The sequence below is a fragment of the Nocardia sp. NPDC005978 genome (genome assembly GCF_040614455.1).
Taxonomy (GTDB): Bacteria; Actinomycetota; Actinomycetes; order Mycobacteriales; family Mycobacteriaceae; genus Nocardia.
On record NZ_JBEXUS010000003.1, the window covers coordinates 139889 to 158272 of the forward strand.

At 69.7% G+C, this 18384-nt stretch carries 10 protein-coding genes; 7 read left to right on the forward strand and 3 right to left on the reverse strand.

Annotation, left to right across the window (positions count from 1 at the left end):
- The first annotated feature begins 420 nt into the window (after positions 1-420).
- The 3 genes from ABZ319_RS02615 (at position 421) to ABZ319_RS02625 (ending at position 5119) form a co-directional block, all read left to right on the forward strand.
- Complete coding sequence (locus ABZ319_RS02615; protein WP_354984527.1) at positions 421-2055, forward strand: long-chain fatty acid--CoA ligase; 1635 nt, start codon at positions 421-423, stop codon at positions 2053-2055.
- A 286-nt stretch (positions 2056-2341) separates the two neighbouring features.
- Positions 2342-3961 (forward strand): acyl-CoA synthetase, encoded by a 1620-nt coding sequence (locus ABZ319_RS02620; RefSeq protein ID WP_354984528.1) that lies wholly within the window; start codon positions 2342-2344, stop codon positions 3959-3961.
- A gap of 66 nt (positions 3962-4027) precedes the next feature.
- Complete coding sequence (locus ABZ319_RS02625) at positions 4028-5119, forward strand: HtaA domain-containing protein (protein WP_354984529.1); 1092 nt, start codon at positions 4028-4030, stop codon at positions 5117-5119.
- Positions 5120-5158: 39 nt separating this feature from the next.
- Here ABZ319_RS02625 and ABZ319_RS02630 read toward each other — a convergent pair whose 3' ends face one another.
- Positions 5159-5581 (reverse strand): EF-hand domain-containing protein, encoded by a 423-nt coding sequence (locus tag ABZ319_RS02630; RefSeq protein WP_354984530.1) that lies wholly within the window; start codon positions 5579-5581, stop codon positions 5159-5161.
- 99 nt (positions 5582-5680) lie between these two features.
- On the opposite strand from ABZ319_RS02630, the gene ABZ319_RS02635 reads away from it, so the two are divergent.
- The gene (locus ABZ319_RS02635) at positions 5681-7120 is read left to right on the forward strand and encodes a protein kinase (protein ID WP_354984531.1); all 1440 of its coding nucleotides are present in this window, start codon (positions 5681-5683) and stop codon (positions 7118-7120) included.
- Between the two features lie 95 nt (positions 7121-7215).
- Here the strand turns inward: ABZ319_RS02635 and ABZ319_RS02640 are convergent, their stop codons facing one another.
- Entirely contained in the window at positions 7216-7608 is a 393-nt protein-coding gene (locus tag ABZ319_RS02640) for an SCO5389 family protein (RefSeq protein ID WP_354984532.1), read from the reverse strand.
- A gap of 57 nt (positions 7609-7665) precedes the next feature.
- On the reverse strand, positions 7666-8709 hold the full coding sequence (locus tag ABZ319_RS02645) for a nitronate monooxygenase (protein ID WP_354984533.1): 1044 nt from the start codon (positions 8707-8709) through the stop codon (positions 7666-7668).
- A gap of 196 nt (positions 8710-8905) precedes the next feature.
- Here ABZ319_RS02645 and ABZ319_RS02650 point away from each other — a divergent pair, with 196 nt between their 5' ends.
- From ABZ319_RS02650 to ABZ319_RS02660, 3 genes are all read left to right on the forward strand, one after another.
- Entirely contained in the window at positions 8906-9748 is an 843-nt protein-coding gene (locus ABZ319_RS02650) for a M23 family metallopeptidase (RefSeq protein WP_354984534.1), read from the forward strand.
- A gap of 59 nt (positions 9749-9807) precedes the next feature.
- Positions 9808-10788: a helix-turn-helix transcriptional regulator gene (locus tag ABZ319_RS02655; RefSeq protein WP_354984535.1), complete on the forward strand. Its 981-nt coding sequence runs from the start codon at positions 9808-9810 to the stop codon at positions 10786-10788.
- Between the two features lie 201 nt (positions 10789-10989).
- Positions 10990-18300, forward strand: coding sequence for an amino acid adenylation domain-containing protein (locus ABZ319_RS02660; RefSeq protein WP_354984536.1), 7311 nt, complete (start codon positions 10990-10992; stop codon positions 18298-18300).
- Positions 18301-18384: the final 84 nt, after the last annotated feature.

Consider the following 18384-nt stretch of genomic DNA (forward strand, 5'->3'; position numbering starts at 1 on the left):
CGCCGGTGAGCCCCGTCTGACCTGCGCCGCTGTCGCCGACTGGACAGCCCGCGGGCGAACTACCTATATTCACGGAAGACTGTGCTTCAATTTGCTTGTCCTGGTTAGTGATTGGCTATTCTGCGGCGCCGCAGGGGGTGTCGTAGCCGTCGATCCTCATCGGGACTTCGAGGCCGGCCGGTCGCTGTTCACGCGGCGGCGGGTCGGCGCAGACTGCGGGCGGCGAATGTGGGGTTCGCCGCCCGCAGTCATTTTCCGGGTTCGACCGGCCTCGTGTGTCTGAGGTCACCCTGCCATCAGTTACTGCGGGTAACACTAATTCGGTTACCCGAGGTCACAGCTCTGTCCGATTCGACTATTCTGCCGGATAAGTGACCTGGTTCACGGTCGCGAGGAAACGTGCAAGGGAGCGGTTGGGAAATGTTGAGCACCATGCAAGACGAGCAGCTGTCACTCGCGACGCTGCTGCGGTATGCGAGCACCTTCCAAGGTGAGAGCACCATTTCGACCTGGACCGGCGACGGCGTGCGCACCCAGACTTTCCGGGAGATCGGCGCGGACGCCGCCCGTCTCGCCAATGCCCTGCGTGACCTCGGCATCGGCGAAGGCGACCGGGTCGGCACCTTCATGTGGAACAACAACGAGCACATGGTCGTGTACGTGGCCGTGCCCGCCATGGGCGCGGTGCTGCACGCGCTGAACATCCGCCTGTTCCCCGAGCAACTGGTCTACGTGGCCAACCACGCCGAGGACCAGGTCGTCATCGTGGACGGCACGCTGCTGCCGATGTTCGCGCAGTACCTGCCGAACCTGAAGACCGTGCGGCACGTCATCGTCGCCAACGGCGACGCGAGCGCGCTCACCGCGCCCGAGGGCGTGCAGGTGCACTCCTACGCCGAGCTGCTCGCGGCCCAGCCCGACACCTACGACTTCCCGGTCGTGGACGAGCGCTCGGCCGCCGGCATGTGCTACACCTCGGGCACGACCGGCGACCCCAAGGGCGTCGTCTACTCGCACCGCTCGAACTTCCTGCACGCCATGCAGGTCTGCGCGCCCAACGGCATGGGCTTCTCCGAGGCCGACACGGTGCTGGCCATCGTGCCGCTGTTCCACGCCAACGCCTGGGGCCTGCCGTACGCGGCCATGATGTCGGGCGCGAATCTGCTCATGCCCGACCGCTTCCTGCAGCCCGGACCGCTGCTGGAGATGATGGCCGCGGTCAAGCCGACCTTCGCCGCCGCGGTGCCCACCATCTGGGGCGGCGTGCTCGCGGGCCTGCAGGCCCAGCCGCAGGACATCTCGCACCTGCGCACCTGCGTCGTCGGCGGCGCGGCCGTGCCGCCGTCCATGATGCAGGCGTTCCAGCAGCAGCACGGTGTGCGCCTGCTGCACGCGTGGGGCATGACCGAGACCTCCCCGCTGGGCTCGGTCGCGCACGCTCCCGCCAGCGCGGAGGGCGACGAGGAATGGGCCTACCGCTACACCCAGGGTCGTTTCCCGGCCGGCGTGCAGGCGCGCCTGGTCGGCGATGACGGCAGCGTCGTGCCCAATGACGGTGTGGCCCTTGGTGAGCTGGAGGTGAAGGGCCCCTGGATCACCGGCTCGTACTACTCGCCCACCGGCGCCGAGGTCGATCCGGACAAGTTCGACGACGGCTGGCTGCGCACCGGCGACGTCGGCAAGATCAGCCCCAACGGCTTCCTGACGCTGGTCGACCGGTCCAAGGACGTCATCAAGTCCGGCGGCGAGTGGATCTCCTCGGTGGATCTGGAGAACGCGGTCGTCGGCCATCCGGCCGTCGCGGAGGCCGCGGTCATCGGCATTCCGGACGAGAAGTGGGACGAGCGCCCGCTGGTCGCGGTGGTGCTGGCGGAGGGCGCGGACGCCGAGCCCGAAGAGCTGCGCGACTTCCTGGCCGACAAGTTCGCCAAGTGGCAGCTGCCCGAGTACTGGACCTTCATCGCCGAGGTGCCCAAGACCTCGGTCGGCAAGTTCGACAAGAAGCGGCTGCGCGCGCAGTACGCCGAGGGTGAGCTGACGGTCACCACGCTGTAGTCCCCGGGGTCTACCCGCAGGTCACGCCCGTCCCGGTTCGCCCGGGGCGGGCGTTTCCCGTCGCGGCGGCCGGGCACGGGATGTGCGATGCCCCGGGGGTGCGAGGTTCACCGAGCCATTCCGTTCGAGCCCCCGCGGTCGTACGGTTGATTCGCGGGCGAACGCCCGCGGTCGCCGGTGGCAGCCGGCACGGGGTGGACGAGGAGGTCCGGGTGGAATCAGCAGGGGCGCAGGGACAATCGCGGGCAGTGCACTGTCCGGCCGGGCCGGCGAACGGGGCACGCGCATGACACTCGGCTTGATTCGCGCGGTGGGGGAGCGGGCGTACACCGAGGTGGAGTCCGCCCGCCTGATCATGGAGGCGGGTCTGGCCCGGGTCGAATCCCCGACGGTCCTGCTGGCCGCCGCCACCGCCATGCTGAGGTACGGCACCCTGGCCGCCGGCCTCCGCCTCTCGGCGGCCCGATACGGCAGGCGCACCGCCCTCATCGATGAACTGGGTGAACTGACCTTCGCCGAACTGGAGGACCGTTCCAACCGGCTGGCCAACGCCTGGCGCGAACGCGGCCTGGAACCCCGTGAGGGCGTGGCGATCCTGGCGCGCAACCATCGCGGCCTGCTGGACGCCACGTTCGCGGCCGCCAAGTGCGGCGCCCGAATAATCCTGCTCAACACCGACTTCGCGGGCCCGCAGATCCGCGACGTGGCCACCCGCGAAGGCACCGACCTACTCGTCTACGACGACGAGTACGCCCACATGCTCGACGGCGTGACCCCGCGCCGGGGCAGCTACCGCGCCTGGACCGACGACCCCGGCGAAGACAGCCTGGAATGGCTGATCGAGATCGGCTCCTCGGCGGCCCCGCCCGCCCCGGGCGTCGAACCCAAGATCATCCTGCTGACCTCGGGCACGACCGGCACCCCCAAGGGCGCACCCCGACCCGAACCCAAATCCCTTGCGGCCCTGGGCGGTCTGCTATCCCGGGTGCCGTTCCGCGCGAAGGAGGTGACCGAGTGCTGTGCCCCCATGTTCCACACCCTCGGCTTCGCCTCGGCCATGCTGGCCCTGGGTTTCGGCTCCACCCTGGTCATCCGCCGCCGCTTCGACCCGCAGGCGGCGATCGACAGCGCGGCCGCACACGGCGCCACCACCATGATCGTGGTGCCCGTCATGCTCGCCCGCATGGTGGATCTGGGCGGCCGCGCCCTGACCGGCCGGGACCTGTCGGCACTGCGCATCATCTTCGTCGCGGGCTCCCAACTCGGCGCCCAACTGTGCCGCGAGGTCACCGCGGCCTTCGGTCCCGTGATCTACAACCTGTACGGCTCAACGGAAGTCGCGTACGCGACCGTCGCCGATCCCGAGGATCTGGCCGCCGAGCCCGGCTGTGTCGGCCGCCCGGTACTCGGCGCGCGCGTGCGGATCCTCGACGAGAACGGCCGCCGTCTCCCCGCAGGCGCCACCGGCCGGATCTTCGTCGGCAACGTCATCCAGTTCGAGGGCTACACCGGCGGTGGCCACAAGGAGATCGTCCGCGGCCTCATGTCCTCGGGCGACGTGGGCCATTTCGACAGGGAGGGCAGGCTTTTCATCGACGGCCGCGACGACGACATGATCGTCTCCGGCGGCGAGAACGTCTTCCCCGGCGAGGTGGAGGAGTTGCTGCACACCCATCCCGCCGTCCGCGAGGCCGCCGTGATCGGCGTTCCCGACGAGACTTTCGGCGCTCGTCTCAAGGCGTTCGTGGTCGTGCACGAGGGTCATTCGCTCAGCGCGGAGGACACCCGGGAGTTCGTGAAGACCAATCTGGCCCGCTACAAGGTCCCCCGCGAGGTGGTGTTCCTGGTGGAGCTACCCCGCAACCCGACCGGCAAGGTGCTCAAACGCAGACTGCTGGAGGTCTGAGGGACCGGAACCCCCGGAAAATACCCCCTGAACACGGGTATTTTACCCCCGGGTTAGGGTGCCCTTATGAGCACTGTGTCGCTGGGTCGCATTCGGAACCGGTTGGCCGCCGCCGCACTCGCCGTCGTGACGGCGGCGGGCGTCGGGGCCGTGACGGCAACACCGTCCGCCGCGGACCCGTCCCCGTCCATCGAGCTGTTCACGGCCGACGGCAAGACGCCGCTGTCCGACACGGTGGTGCATCCCGGCGACAAGATCGTGGTACGCGGCACCGGCTTCGACCCGTCCGCCAACACCGACGGCCTCCCCGTCCCGGTTCCCCCGGGCGTCCCGCACGGCACCTTCGTGACGTTCGGCGGCTTCGCCCCCGACTGGCGTCCCTCCGCCGGCGCGCCCGGAGCTTCCCGGGGCGTCAATCGCTCTGCGGTGCAATGGATCATGGGCGAGTCGGCCCTGAACCAGGTACCCCGCGCCCCCTTCGACCTCCAGCGCACCATCCGCAATCAGTGGGTGCCGCTGGCGTCCGACGGCACGTTCACGGCGGTCATCGACGTGGTCCAGCCGACCAAGGCGCCCGCCGACGCGGTGTTCGGCGTCTACACCTACGCGGCGGCCGAATCGGTGAACCCGTCCCAGGAACTCGCGGCCCCCGTGCGCTACGACCCGGCCCCCGGCCCGAACACCCCCAAGCCCCCCGCCGCCGACCTGACCTGGGCGGTGGCCCCCGGCTTCGCCGACACGGTGACCGGCCCGCTCCAGGGTTCGATGTCCGGTAGGGACGGCGCGGCGGTCCGCGACAAGACCCTGACCTTCGAGCTGGATGAGGCTGCCATCGACCCGGCGACCGGCCTCGGCGAACTCCGCTACCGCGGCACCGTGATCGCCTCGACCCGCTTCCACCTGGGCGAGATCGCCCTGGCCGATCCGTGGATCGAGTTCACGAGCTCCGGAACCTGGCTCACCGCCGAAACTTCCACCAGCGACACCATCGGCGCTGACGATCTGCGCCGTATTCGCGTGGCTCGGCTCGATGCCCCCGCCACGTCGAACCGCACCGAATGGTCGCAGGTATCTGCCACTTTCGAACCGGTGCTGACGCCCGCTTCGCTTCAGCTCTATGCCGGCGGGGCTACCGCGCCACTTTCCTTCCGGTACTGACGGAAGGGTGTGGCGGAGGCTGTGGATGGATTTGCACCCCTACCCCGCCAACCGAGCCAGCAACGCGGCAAACTCGGCCCGCGACAACTTCCCATCCCCATCCAAATCAGCAGCCCCCAACAACTCTCCGGCACTCTGATCCGACAACCCCGGACAAGTCCGCAACAACGATTCGAGCTCATCCACCTCGATCAACTCGTTCCGATTGACATCGAACTCATCGAAAGCCGCATCCGCGTCATTGATCTCGGGATCCCGCCCGATCCGAGCTGCTTCGAATTCCGCTCGCGATACCAGCCAGTCACCGTCGGTGTCGGCGGCGGCGACGAGCCGCTGCACGGCATCGGGATCGATATCCAGTCCGAGTGCGGTGATGCCCGCGAGGATGTCGTCGGCGGAGATCAGCCCGTCGCCGTCGCGATCCCAGAGATCAAAAGTGTCGGCTGACTGTTCGCTGGCCACGGTAACTCCTCGAGACTGACTCTGCTGACGTGCCTTTCGATCGTATGCTGACCCTGCGCGCAGGGCAGTGTGCGCAGCGGTGCCGCAATTGGAGGACAGGTGTTGGGGGATGGCAAGCTCGGCCACTATCGGCTCGAAGAGCTGCTCGGGCAGGGCGGTATGGGACAGGTCTGGCTGGCCTACGACACTCGCATGGGTCGCGATGTCGCACTGAAGGTGCTACCGGCCGAGCTCGCCGATGACGCCGACTATCGGCAGCGATTCGAGCGGGAAGCTCGGCTGGCGGCCAAGTTACGCGGTCCGCATGTGGTGCCCATTCACAATTTCGGTGAACTCGATGGCCGGCTGTTCATCGATATGGAACTGGTCGACGGCGTCGATCTGGGACAGGTGCTGCATGATCGAGGGCCGCTGCCGGTCCCCATGGCCGTTGATATCGTGCGGCAATTGGCGCAGGCTCTCGACGTCGCGCACGATGCGGGACTGGTGCATCGGGATATCAAGCCCTCCAATACCCTGCTGCTCCCCAATGGCTTCGTCTACCTCATCGATTTCGGCCTCGCCCGGGGCGCCGGGCAGACCGCGCTGACTTCCACCGGTGCGGCTGTGGGCACCTGGGGATATATGGCGCCGGAGCGATTCTCCGGTGAGGGCGGGATTCCCTCCGATGTGTATTCGCTCGCCTGCGTGCTCTACGAATGCCTCACTGTCCGGCGGCCTTTCGGTGACAGTGCTCCGGCGCAGCAGATGCTCGCGCACATGACTTCACCGCCGCCGCGTGCCAGCGGTCAGAATTCGGCCGTACCGGCCGGCCTGGACGAAGTGATCGTGCGCGGTCTCGCCAAGGATCCCGCGCGGCGGTTCGACACCGCCGGTGAGTTGGCCGCGAGTGCGCTGGCCGCGATTCAGGAGTCCACCGCGCCGCGGGCGGTGTTCGCGCCACCGCGGGATCCGGTACCCGCGAGCGCTCAGCCGAGTTTTCCGCCTGCGCAACCGAGTTATCCACCCGCGCAGCCGAGTTCTTCGCCACGGTCCTACGCGGTGCCCGGGGCGTATTCCGCACCGCAGCCCTATCCCGAGCCGCCGCCGCCCGCTGCGCGGCCGTACGGCGCGCCACTTCAGGCTGCGATGGGCAGGGCGGAAAGTCAGCCTCGCCCAACGGGTTACGCGCCCTCAGCGCCACAGTACGACTACGTGCACCCCTCGGTGCCGCCCGGAGCGGCAGCGCCGCTGCGGTATCCGATGCCCCCGCAACCGGCGACTCATCAGCCGGGTCACTCCGAACAGCCCTGGGGCTATGCACCCATGGCTCCGGGCAGACCCAAGCCCGTCAATCACCTCGGCCGGATGCTGTGGTGGGTGCTGCTGGGCGTGTGCACGGTGTTCTTCGGATTTCTCTCGATGGTCTGCGTTTTCGGGCTGTTCGTCGGCGACCAGAGCATTGCGACGCGCGTCGCGATCAACGTCTTCTTCCATGTGCCGACGGCGGGATTCGTCTGGCTGGTGCGCCGCGAGGTACGCAAACACCAGGGGCGCTGAACGAGCGGTGGCGTCGATTCGCGCTCGATCATCATGAGTCGCAAGCGAATCGGCGCGCTCGCCGGGGGCGAACGCGCCGATTCACCGACCACGACTCAGCAGTTGCGCAGTTCCGGGCTCTGGTTGAGCAGTTGTGCGCGCGTGGAGACGAAGGTGTTGTAGGTGTCGCCACCCGCCGAGGTCACCGGGAAGGCCGCTACCCGGTGGCAGTTCTGGAAGGCGAGCTTGATGTTGAAGTGGCGTTCCAGGCCGCCGCGGATGGCGTCCGAGGCCATGGCGCGCAGCAGTTGGCCGCGGGCCGTCTCATCCGGCGGCGGGATGACGTTGTCCGCGTATTCCTCGGTGCCCGAACGCAGATCGGCCGCGACTCGGCTGACTACCTCGTAGGCGTAGGGCAGGGAAATCCGAACACATTCGACGAATTCCTCGTCGCTGACTTCACCGCGTTCGGCACGCTCGAGTAGTGCGGTGGGTACTTCGAGTGACATATCGCTCTCCTCATGGGATGGCGGATGGTGTGACCCGAGTCTAATCGGCAAACGTTGTCAATAACCCTGAATTCGAAGCGAAAGTACCCGCTCCAGAGCACTTTTCGCGTCGCGGGACAGTTGCCGCACCAGCTCGCCCGCCGGTAGCTCGGGTGCGAGTGAATGTGCTTGACCTGCCCAGAGATTCACTTGCTCGGCGTCTCCCGCGGTGCGTGCTGCGGCGCGCAAAGGTCCGGTGGCGTAATGGATTTCCGGATAGGCGGCGGGTGCGTTCGGGTGGTCGAGCATGAATCGGTTGCGCAGTCCGCGGGCGCGGCGTCCGGTGAAGGCGCGGGTGAGCATGGTGGGGGTCTGGCTCGTGATGGCCGTGCGCACGAGCGGTGCGGTGCCCGCTTCGGGACAGCGCAGGAAGGCCGTGCCGATCTGTACCGCGCGAGCGCCCGCGGTGAGCGCGGCCGCCATGCCCGCGCCGGTGGCGATGCCGCCGGCGGCGATGATCGGCCGGTCCATTTCGGGCGCGAGCAGCTGGATCAGCGCGAGCAGCCCGAGTGCGTCCTCGCTGTCGTCCTCCGGCCGATCCTCGAAGCTGCCGCGATGCCCACCCGCTTCGGCGCCCTGGGCGATGACCGCGTCCGCGCCGACCGTGCGGGCGTGCAGTGCTTCGGGCACGGAGGTGACCGTCACCCACACTTCGGTGCCGACGGAGTGCAGCCGCTCGATGTCCGCTACCGATGGGCAGCCGAAGGTGGTGGACACGACCGGCACCGGATCGGCGATGAGCACGTCGAGCTTGGCGGTCCAGTCGTCGCTGTCGTAGCGGGCATCGCCGATCGGGAAGTCACGACTCAGTTCCGTGACATACGCGGCGAACCGCTCGGGCGGCGAGGGTTCGGAGGGGAAGAAGAGATTCACGCCGAAGGGTGCGGCGGTGAGTTTCCGCGTCTGCCGCACGCGGTCCGCGAGGTCCGTAGCGGAGAGATATCCGGCGGCCAGAAAACCCAGTCCGCCGGCGGCCGAAACCGCTGCTGCCAGCTCGGGAGTGGACGGCCCGCCCGCCATCGGGGCCAGAACTATCGGTGTGTCGAGCGTGTCGAGTAGCACCGCACCAGTGTGCCCCGCGGGTAACGGGCAATGCGCGCGTCGCCTCCCTAGCACACGAATAAACGCGATCCAAGGTTGCGGAATGGTCACGGGCGAGTACAGTTTCCATCACAGCGATGCCGAATCGTTACCGGATCCCCGAACGCTAGGACGAGCTTTGCCGCACCACAGAGAGACCGCAGACTCCGTATCCGTTATGGACTTGCTTGGTGATTCTGGTGCGGGGCGCGTTGACGTCGCCGCACGTCGTCGCCGGCATCGGGCCGATCCCACCACCGCCGATCGCGTGAAGGTCGTGGCCAGTGCCGCGGTCGCCGCGGGTGCGCTGCTGGGCACCGCGTCCCAGCTGGTTCCGGCCCTCGCGCACGCCGCGCCGCTGCTCCCCAATCACGAGGAGAAGTCGGTCGCCGAGGATATCGCGCTCGCCGATGCCTCCCAATCTCTCAAGCAGGCCGCTGTTCCCGCTGCCGCGCCCGTCGCCGAGCAGGCTCCGGCTCCGGACGCGAATGCCGCGCCGATCGCCGCCGCGCCCGCGCCCTTCGGCCTGCAGAATCTGCCGCCGGAGATCTCCGGGCCGCTGGCTCAGGCCGAGTCGACGCTCAAGCAGTTGCAGCAGCAGTTCGCCCCCGCCGCGGCCGTGCGCCCGGTCGCCGGCGTCATCTCCTCCGGCTTCGGCGCGCGCTGGGGCGCCATGCACTACGGCGTCGATTTCGCCGATCAGATCGGCGCTCCCATCCATTCGGTCATGGGCGGCACCGTCATCGAGGCCGGACCGGCCTCGGGCTTCGGACTCTGGGTGCGCGTGCAGCAGGACGACGGCACCATCGCCGTCTACGGCCACGTGAACGACATGCTGGTCAATGCCGGTCAGCGCGTGAATGCCGGTGATGTCATCGCCACCGTCGGCAATCGCGGCAACTCCACCGGCCCGCATCTGCACCTGGAGATCTGGGATGCCGCGGGCGGCAAGATGGATCCGCTGCCGTGGCTGGCCAGCAAGGGCGTCATCATGCAGCAGCAGTGGGGCCCGGGCCAGTAGAGCGTGCACCCGCCCCTGCGAACGGGCGCTTCCCGGACCGGCGATCGCCGGTGGGCGCGGTGACAACGCTGGATGACCTTTTCGACCCGGCTTCGCTGCACGGTCGCGCGTACGCCGCGCTCGTTCAGCATCCCCGGTCGACCGCGCTCGAAGTCGCCGAGCGACTGGACTGCCCGCCGCAGGTGGCCGAAGCCGCGCTGGACGCGCTGTGCCGGCTCGAAGCCGCGGTTCGCCTCACCGAGAGCGATGGCACCGTGCGCTGGGACGCGCACGCTCCGGAAGCCTTGTCCGAGGCCGAGACTCGCCGCCGCAATTCCGACATGCTGCGCATGCAGTCCGCTGCCGCGCGCCTGGGCGAGACCTTCCGCTCGGTGCGCCGCACGACCGATGCCGATGGCGCGGTGGTCGCGGTCTACGAACGCCGCCAGCTGCTGGCCGATTTCGAGGATCTGCAGCACACCGCGCATCACTGCGTGAAAGTCGTGGAGCGCGGTCCGTTCCTGTCCGATGTGGATACCGAGGAGCGGTTGTTCGAACTCAAGTCCGCGCGCATCACCGCGGGCATCGACTACCGCACGCTGTACCAGGAGACGATCTACCAGGACGCCGAGCGACTGCGGCACGTGCTGGCCACCAATGCCGTCGGCGCGCAGGCGCGAACGCTGCCCGATCCGCCGATGAAGATCATCCTCGCCGATGATCGCCGCGCGGTGCTGGTGCTGCACACCGATGAGCGCCGCGGTGATCCCATGGGCGTGCGGGTCGGCCCGTCGCCGACGCTGGATCTGCTGGTCAAGACGTTCGACGCGCTGTGGTCCATGGCCACTCCGGTCTCGGTGAATCCCGCGGAGTCGCTCGACGAACGCGATCGGGCCATTCTCACCCTCATGAGCATGGGCGCCACCGACGACACCATCGCCCGCCGCCTGGGCCTGTCCCGGCGTACCGTGGTGCGCCGGACCGCGAGCCTGCTGGAGCGCCTGGGCGCCAGCACTCGTTTCCAGGCGGGGGTGCAGGCCACGCGCCGGGGGTGGTTGTAGCAGGTTGTGGCGCAGATCACATGGCTGCAACGCCCTGACCTGGCCACCGATAGTCACTGAGCTCGAGCCGTTATCGCGGCTCCGCGCGCCCGATATGATTGCTCGGTCCGCCGGCCCAGGGGTTGACCGGGGTCCCGTGTGGGTTGACCGAAGGTTTTCGGCGCGCGGATCAAGCTAGACCCGAGAGGTGAATGCACTCGAATGGATACTGCCCGCCGTACTGCTCGCGGTAATCGTCGGCGTCGGTCCGGCAGCCCCCTTTTCGGGCAGCTTCTCACCGCCGCGGTCGAGTCCGCGGCCGACACCGTCGCCATCTCCTTCAATCCGACGGGCGCGCCCGAGGATCAGCGGGAGGTCACCTACCGCGAATTGGACGAGCAGTCCTCGCGGATAGCGCGCGAACTCATCGCGCGCGGGGTCGGGCCGGGCGACGTGGTCGCCATGGCGATCACCCGGTCGGTGGAATCGGTGCTCGCCATGTGGAGCATCGCCAAGACCGGCGCGGCGTATCTGCCGGTGGATCCGTCCTATCCGGTCGATCGCATCGAGCACATTCTCACCGACTCCCGGACCGACTTCGGCCTGACGCTGCGTGCGCACCGGGGCGGGCTGGACGACGCCTCGACCTGGCTCGAACTCGACGATCCGGAGCTGGCAGCGGCCATCGCCGCGCAGCCCGCGCATCCGGTCTCCTACGCCGATCGGGTGCGCCCGCTCGCCGAACAGCATCTGGCCTGGATCATCTACACCTCCGGTTCCACCGGTAAGCCCAAGGGCGTGGCCACCACGCACGCGGGCGTGGCGCACCTGGCCACCGCCATGCGCGAGCGCCGCCGGGTCACCGGCGAATCGCGGGTCTCGCAGCTGACCACCCCCAGCTTCGACTTCTCCCTGGTCGAAATGCTGATGGCCTTCACCGCCGGTGCGACGCTGGTCGTGGTGCCGCCGAACGTCTTCGGCGGGCCGGAGCTGGCCGAGGTGCTGCGCCGCGAGCGCGTGACCCACATGTGCATCACCCCCGCGGTGCTCGAATCCATCGATCACACCGGGCTGGACGATCTCGCCGCCATCATGTGCGGTGGTGAGCGGGTCAGCACCAATCTGGTGGATCGCTGGTCCTCTCCGACGCGCTCCTTCTATATCGAGTACGGCCCGACCGAGGTCACCGCGATCTCCGTCGGCACCGAGGTCCTCACCCCCGGCGATCCCGAGCACATCGGCACCGCGATCCCCGGCATCGGCGCGTACGTGCTGGACGCGCGGCTGCGGCCGGTGCCCGCGGGCGTGGTCGGCGAGCTGTATCTCTCGGGTCCCGGTCTGGCACAGGGCTATCTGTATCGCCCGAGCCTGACCGCCGAGCGCTACGTGGCCAGCCCGTTCGGCGACGCCGAGAACGGTGAGGCCGGATCGCGCCTGTACCGCACCGGCGATCTCGTGAAGCGCCTGGACAGCGGCAATTTCGAGTATCACGGCCGCTCGGACTTCCAGGTGAAGATTCGCGGTCTGCGCATCGAACTCGGCGAGATCGACGCGGTGCTGGCCTCGCATCCCGATATCGACTACGCGGCCACCCTCGGCGTCACCCTGCCGACCGGCGCGGCCGCGCTGGTGTCCTACGTGCTGCCGCGCCCGGGCGCGGTCGTCGACACCGCGGCGCTGGCCGCCTTCGCGGGAGAGTCGTTGCCCGCGTACATGGTTCCGGCGGCCCTCATGGTGCTGGACGAGATTCCGCTGAATCCGGTGGGCAAGCTCGATCGCGCGCGCCTGCCCGAGCCGGAGTTCAACGCGCGCGCCTTCCGCGCGCCCGCCACCGCCGCCGAACAGGCGATCGCCGAGGTGTTCTCGGCCCTGCTGACTCCACCCGAGGCCGATGACCCGGTGCGGGTCGGCGCGGACGACGACTTCTTCGAACTCGGCGGCAACTCGCTGCTGGCCACCCAGGCCACCGCGCGCATCGGCAACGCGCTCGGCGTCCGGGTGCCGGTGCACGTGCTGTTCGAGGCGTCCTCGGTCACGGCGCTGGCTTCGCGCCTGGAGGGGGAGAGCGTCGCGGCCACCGGTCCCGCGCTGGGCACCCTGGCCCGCCCGGAGCGGGTGCCGCTCTCGTTCGCCCAGCAGCGCATGTGGTTCCTCAATCGCTTCGATCCCGCCAGCGCGGTGAACAACATCCCGCTCGCGGTGCGCCTGACCGGCGCCATCGACATCGACGCGTTGCGCGCCGCGGCACGGGATCTGGTGCAGCGGCACGAGGTGCTGCGCACCATCTACCCGGAGGTCGACGGCGAAGGCTTCCAGCAGGTGCTGGCGCTGAACGATCCCCGCGCGGTGCCCGCGCTCGACGTGCTCGACATCGACCTCGCCGATATCCGCGCCCGCGTGGGCGAGGTGGTCGCCGGCGGTTTCGACGTGACCACAGCGCCGCCGATTCGCCTGCGAGTGCTGCGCGTCGGCGCGCAGGAGCACGTGCTGGTGTGCGTGGTGCACCACATCGCCGCCGACGGTTTCTCCATGGGACCGCTGACGCGGGATCTGGTGACCGCCTACGCCGAACGCGCGCGCGGGGTGGCCCCGTCCTGGGCGCCGCTGTCCGTGCAGTACGCGGATTACGCGGTGTGGCAACGGGAAACGCTCGGCCGCGAGGACGACGAGACCTCGGTGCTGGCCCGGCAGATCGCGTTCTGGCGCGAGGCGCTGGCGGATCTGCCCGACGAACTGGTGCTGCCCGCGGATCGCCCGCGGCCCCCGGTCGCCTCGTATCGCGGTGGGACCTACCGATTCACGCTCGCCGATGATGTGTACGCCGCCGCGCGCCGGCTGGCCGAGAGCCGCAATTCGACGCTCTTCATGGTCGTGCACGCGGCGCTCACGGTGTTGCTGGCGCGGCTGTCCGGCACGGCCGACATCGCCGTGGGCACGCCCGTGGCGGGTCGCGGCGAGGCCGAATTGGACGATCTGATCGGCATGTTCGTCAACACCCTGGTGCTGCGCACCGAGGTCGATGGCGCGCGGTCGTTCGACGAACTGCTGGCGCAGGTGCGCGAGCACGACGTGCGCGCCTTCGGGCATGCCGACGTGCCCTTCGAGCGACTGGTGGAACTGCTCGATCCGGCGCGCTCCCAGGCGCGCAATCCGCTGTTCCAGGTCATGCTCGCCTTCCAGAACCTGGCCCCCACGCGGCTGGAACTGCCGGGCCTGAGCGTGTCCGGCGCCGATCTCGAGGTGCCGTTCGCCAAGTTCGACCTGCAGCTCACCGTGCAGGAGGAGATGGACGAGCGCGGCGACGCCACCGGTCTGGCCGCCGAGTTCTCCTACGCGCTGGATCTTTTCGACGAATCGACGATCGCGGGCTTCGCGAACCGGTTCGCGCGGATTCTGGCCGCGGTGAGCGCGGACCCGAACGCGTCGGTCGGCGACATCGACCTGTTCGGCGTCGGCGAGCGGGCGCGCGTGCTGCACGACTGGAACGCCACCGCGGTCGATATGCCCGCCGCGACACTGGTTTCGCAGTTCGACGCGCAGGTCGCGGCCACCCCCGACGCGGTGGCCCTGGTCTTCGAGGACGAGGCGCTCACCTACCGGGAACTGGCCGAGCGGTCCGCCCGCCTGGCCCGCGAACTGGTGCGCACCGCCGGAGCAGGTCCGGAATCGCTGGTGGCCCTGGCCATTCGGCGCTCCACCGAACTCGTCGTGGCGATGTACGCGGTGCTGCGGACCGGTGCGGCGTACGTGCCGCTGGATCCGGATCAGCCGCTGGACCGCATCGCGCACATTCTCGACACTGCGCAACCCCGGCTGGTGCTGAGCACCGCGCGTGACGAATTCACCGCGGCCGACGCGGCCCTGGTGGAGGACCTCGAGCGCGCCGCGCTCGGGCACAGCGGCGCACCGCTCACCGATGCCGAGCGCACCGGCCCACTGCGGCCGGAGAATTCGGCGTACGTCATCTTCACCTCGGGTTCGACCGGCCGCCCCAAGGGCGTCGCGGTCTCGCACGCGGCCATCGTGAATCGCCTGGTGTGGATGCAGTCCGAATACGGGCTCACCGCCGACGACGCGGTGCTGCAGAAGACCCCGGCGACCTTCGACGTCTCGGTGTGGGAGTTCTTCTGGCCCCTTCAGGTCGGTGCGCGCCTGGTGGTCGCCACCCCGGACGGGCATCGGGATCCGGCCTACCTGACCCGCGTCATCGCCGAAGCGGGCATCACCACGGCGCATTTCGTGCCGTCGATGCTCGCGGTGTTCGTGGCCGGGCTGGACGCGGCGACCCCCGATCTGCGCCTGCGGCACGTCTTCGCCTCGGGTGAGGCGCTGCCCGCGCCGACGGCACAGCGACTGCGGGAGCTGACCGGTGCCCGCCTGCACAATCTCTACGGACCCACCGAGGCCGCGGTCGACGTCACCTATCACGAGGTCACCGCCGCCGACACGGTGTCGGTGCCGATCGGCCGCCCGGTCTTCAATACCCGCGTGTACGTGCTGGATTCGCGCCTGGTGCCGGTTCCGGTCGGCGTCGCGGGCGAGCTCTACCTGGCCGGTGCGCAGCTGGCGCGCGGCTATGTGCGGCGCCCGGATCTGACCGCGGATCGATTCCTGGCCGATCCCTTCGTCGACGGCGAACGGATGTACCGCACCGGCGATCTGGTGAAGTGGTCCGCCTCCGGGGAGCTGGAATACCTGGGCCGCACCGACTTCCAGGTGAAGCTGCGCGGTCTGCGCATCGAACTCGGCGAGATCGAGGCGGCGCTGCTGGCCCAGCCGGGCATCGCGCAGTCGGTGGTCGTGGTGCGCGCCGACGCGCACGCCGGGGATCGCCTGGTCGGATACGTGGTTCCCGAACCCGGCGCGGTGATCGACACCGCCGCACTGGAATCCGCGCTGACCGCCACGCTGCCGGGCTACATGGTGCCCGCCGCCACCGTGGTGCTGGACGCCTTCCCGCTGAACGCCTCGGGCAAGCTGGATCGAAAGGCCCTGCCCGCACCGGTGTTCGAGGCCAAGGCCTTCCGTGCGCCCGGGACCCCGATCGAGGAGATCGTGGCGCAGGTGTTCGCCGATCTGCTGGGCGCCCAGCGCGTCGGCGCCGACGACGATTTCTTCGAACTCGGCGGCAACTCCCTGGTCGCGACGCGGGCGGTGGCCCGGGTCAACGAGGCCCTGCACGCCGACGTCGCGGTGCGCGAGCTGTTCGAGACCTCCACCGTGGCCGGACTGGCCGCGCGCATCGTGCCCGGCGCGGGCGCCGGGGCGCGGCCGCCGCTGACCGCCGGGCAGCGCCCGCAGCGGCTGCCGCTCTCGCTCGCGCAGCAGCGCATGTGGGTGCTCAACCAGTTCGATCCCGAGTCCCCGGCCTACAACATCCCGATGGCCATCCGCCTGACCGGCGCGCTCGATGTGGCCGCGCTGCGGCAGGCCGCGGAGGACGTGCTGCTGCGGCACGAGGTGCTGCGCACCCGCTACCCCGAATCCGCGCCCGGCGCGCCGGCGTACCAGGAGATCCTCTCGGTCGCCGATGTGCTGCCGCGCGGGCTCGAGACCGAGCGCATGGCCGACGTCCCGGCGCGACTGGTGGAACTGGCCTCGGCCGGATTCGATGTCGCGGCACAGGTTCCGGTGCGGGTGCGCCTGCTCACCGGCACCGATCCCGAGGATCACCTGCTGGTGCTGGTCGCGCACCACATCGCCGCCGACGGCTCGTCGATGGCCCCGCTGGCGCGCGACCTGATGACCGCGTACCTGGCCCGCACCGCGGGTGCGACGCCGGGCTGGACGCCGCTGACCGTGCAGTACGGTGATTTCGCGGTCTGGCAGCGCACGGTCATCGGCGCCGACGACGACGAGACCTCGCGCGCGGCACAGCAGTTGGCGTTCTGGCGGGATCGCCTGGCAGGTCTCCCCGACACGCCGGTGCTGCCGCTGGACCGCCCCCGCCCGGCGGTGTCGAGCATGCGCGGCGCGCTGGTGGACACCACGGTCCCCGCCGCGGTGCACGCGGAACTGAATCGAATCGCGCGCCGCCACAACGCTTCGCTGTTCATGGTGGTGCACGCGGCGCTGGCCGTGGTGCTGGCGCGACTGTCCGGCGGTAACGACATCGCCGTGGGCACCGCGGTCGCCGGGCGCGGGGAACGCGCGCTGGACGACCTGGTCGGCATGTTCGTCAACACCCTGACCCTGCGCACGGTGGTCGATCCCACCGCGCCCTTCGACGCCCTCGTCGAGCAGGCGCGCGAGGCCGACCTGTCGGCCTTCGCCAATGCCGACGTGCCGTTCGAACGGGTCGCCGAGGTGGCCGCCGCCGGTCGCGGCGCCGCGAATCCGCTGCTGCAGGTGGTGCTTTCGCTGCTCAACACCGAGCAGCCGGTGGTGGAACTGCCCGGTCTGACGGTCTCGGCCCTGGACTCCGGCCTCACCGTGGCCAAGTTCGATCTGCAGATCGGCGTCGAACCCCGCCCCGCGGTGGACGGTGATTTCGGCGATCTCGGCATCGTGTTCTCGTACGCCACCGACCTTTTCGACGAGGCGACGGTGCGGTCGTTCGGCCGCAGGCTCGAACGCGTGCTGGCGGCCGTGGCGGCCGACCCGCAGATTCCGGTCGGCGACATCGACCTGCTCGATGAGCACGAGCGCGCGCAGGCGGCCGAGTCACCGGCGCCGCTCACACCCGCCGAGCCGGTCGTCGCCGTGGCGCGCGGCACGGCCCTGAGCCAGGTGCTCGTCACCGCCGCCGACGACGATCCGGACGGCCCCGCCCTGGTGTGGGGCGAGGACGCGGTCAGCTACCAGGAACTGGCGGCCCGGTCGGCGCGACTGGCCCGCATCCTCATCGCGCGGGGCAGCGGGCCGGGCACCGGCGTCGCGGTCCGCCTCGATCGCGGGGTGGACCTGGCGGTCGCGACCTGGGCGATCCTGCAGGCCGGAGCGGCGCTGGTGCCGTTCTCGGACGGCATCGCGCCCGGGCTCGATGTGAAGGTGGGTCTCGCGGCCGGGGTCGCGCCCGTGTCCGCGGACGGCGTGGACTGGCTGCTGCTCGACGATCCGGCGGTCATCGCCGAAACGGCCGCCGAATCCGCCCGGCCGGTCACCTACGCCAGCCGGACCCGGGCGCTGCGCGGCGACGACGCGGCATACGTGACCGGGACGACCCTGAGCTACGACGCTCTCGCCGCCGCGGTCGAACGGGTCCGCGTGGCGGGTGAGCTGACCTTCGAATCCCGCACCTATCAGTACGGCGCGCCCGAATCCGTCCTCGCACTGGTCGAACTCGTCGCGGCCGGCGCGGTCGGGGCCTCGGTGGTGCTGACGGCGGCCGAGGGCGAGCCCGCCCTGGCCGATCTGGCCGAGGAATGGGTGACGCACCTGTTCGCGGCGCGCGATCGGCTCACCGGGCTCGGTGATCCCGAGGTGCTCGAGGATCTGCGGGCGATCGTGGTGGACGCCGTGCCCGCGCCGGGGGCATGGACGCAGGTCGAGGCGGTGCTCGCACTACCCGGTCTGCCGGTCGACGGCGAGTGATGAGGTGAGTTCGGACCGCCGGGTTTGCGGGCGCGCGCCCACTGGGGTGAAGTAACCGCAGGAGTAACACGGTCCACGTCAACT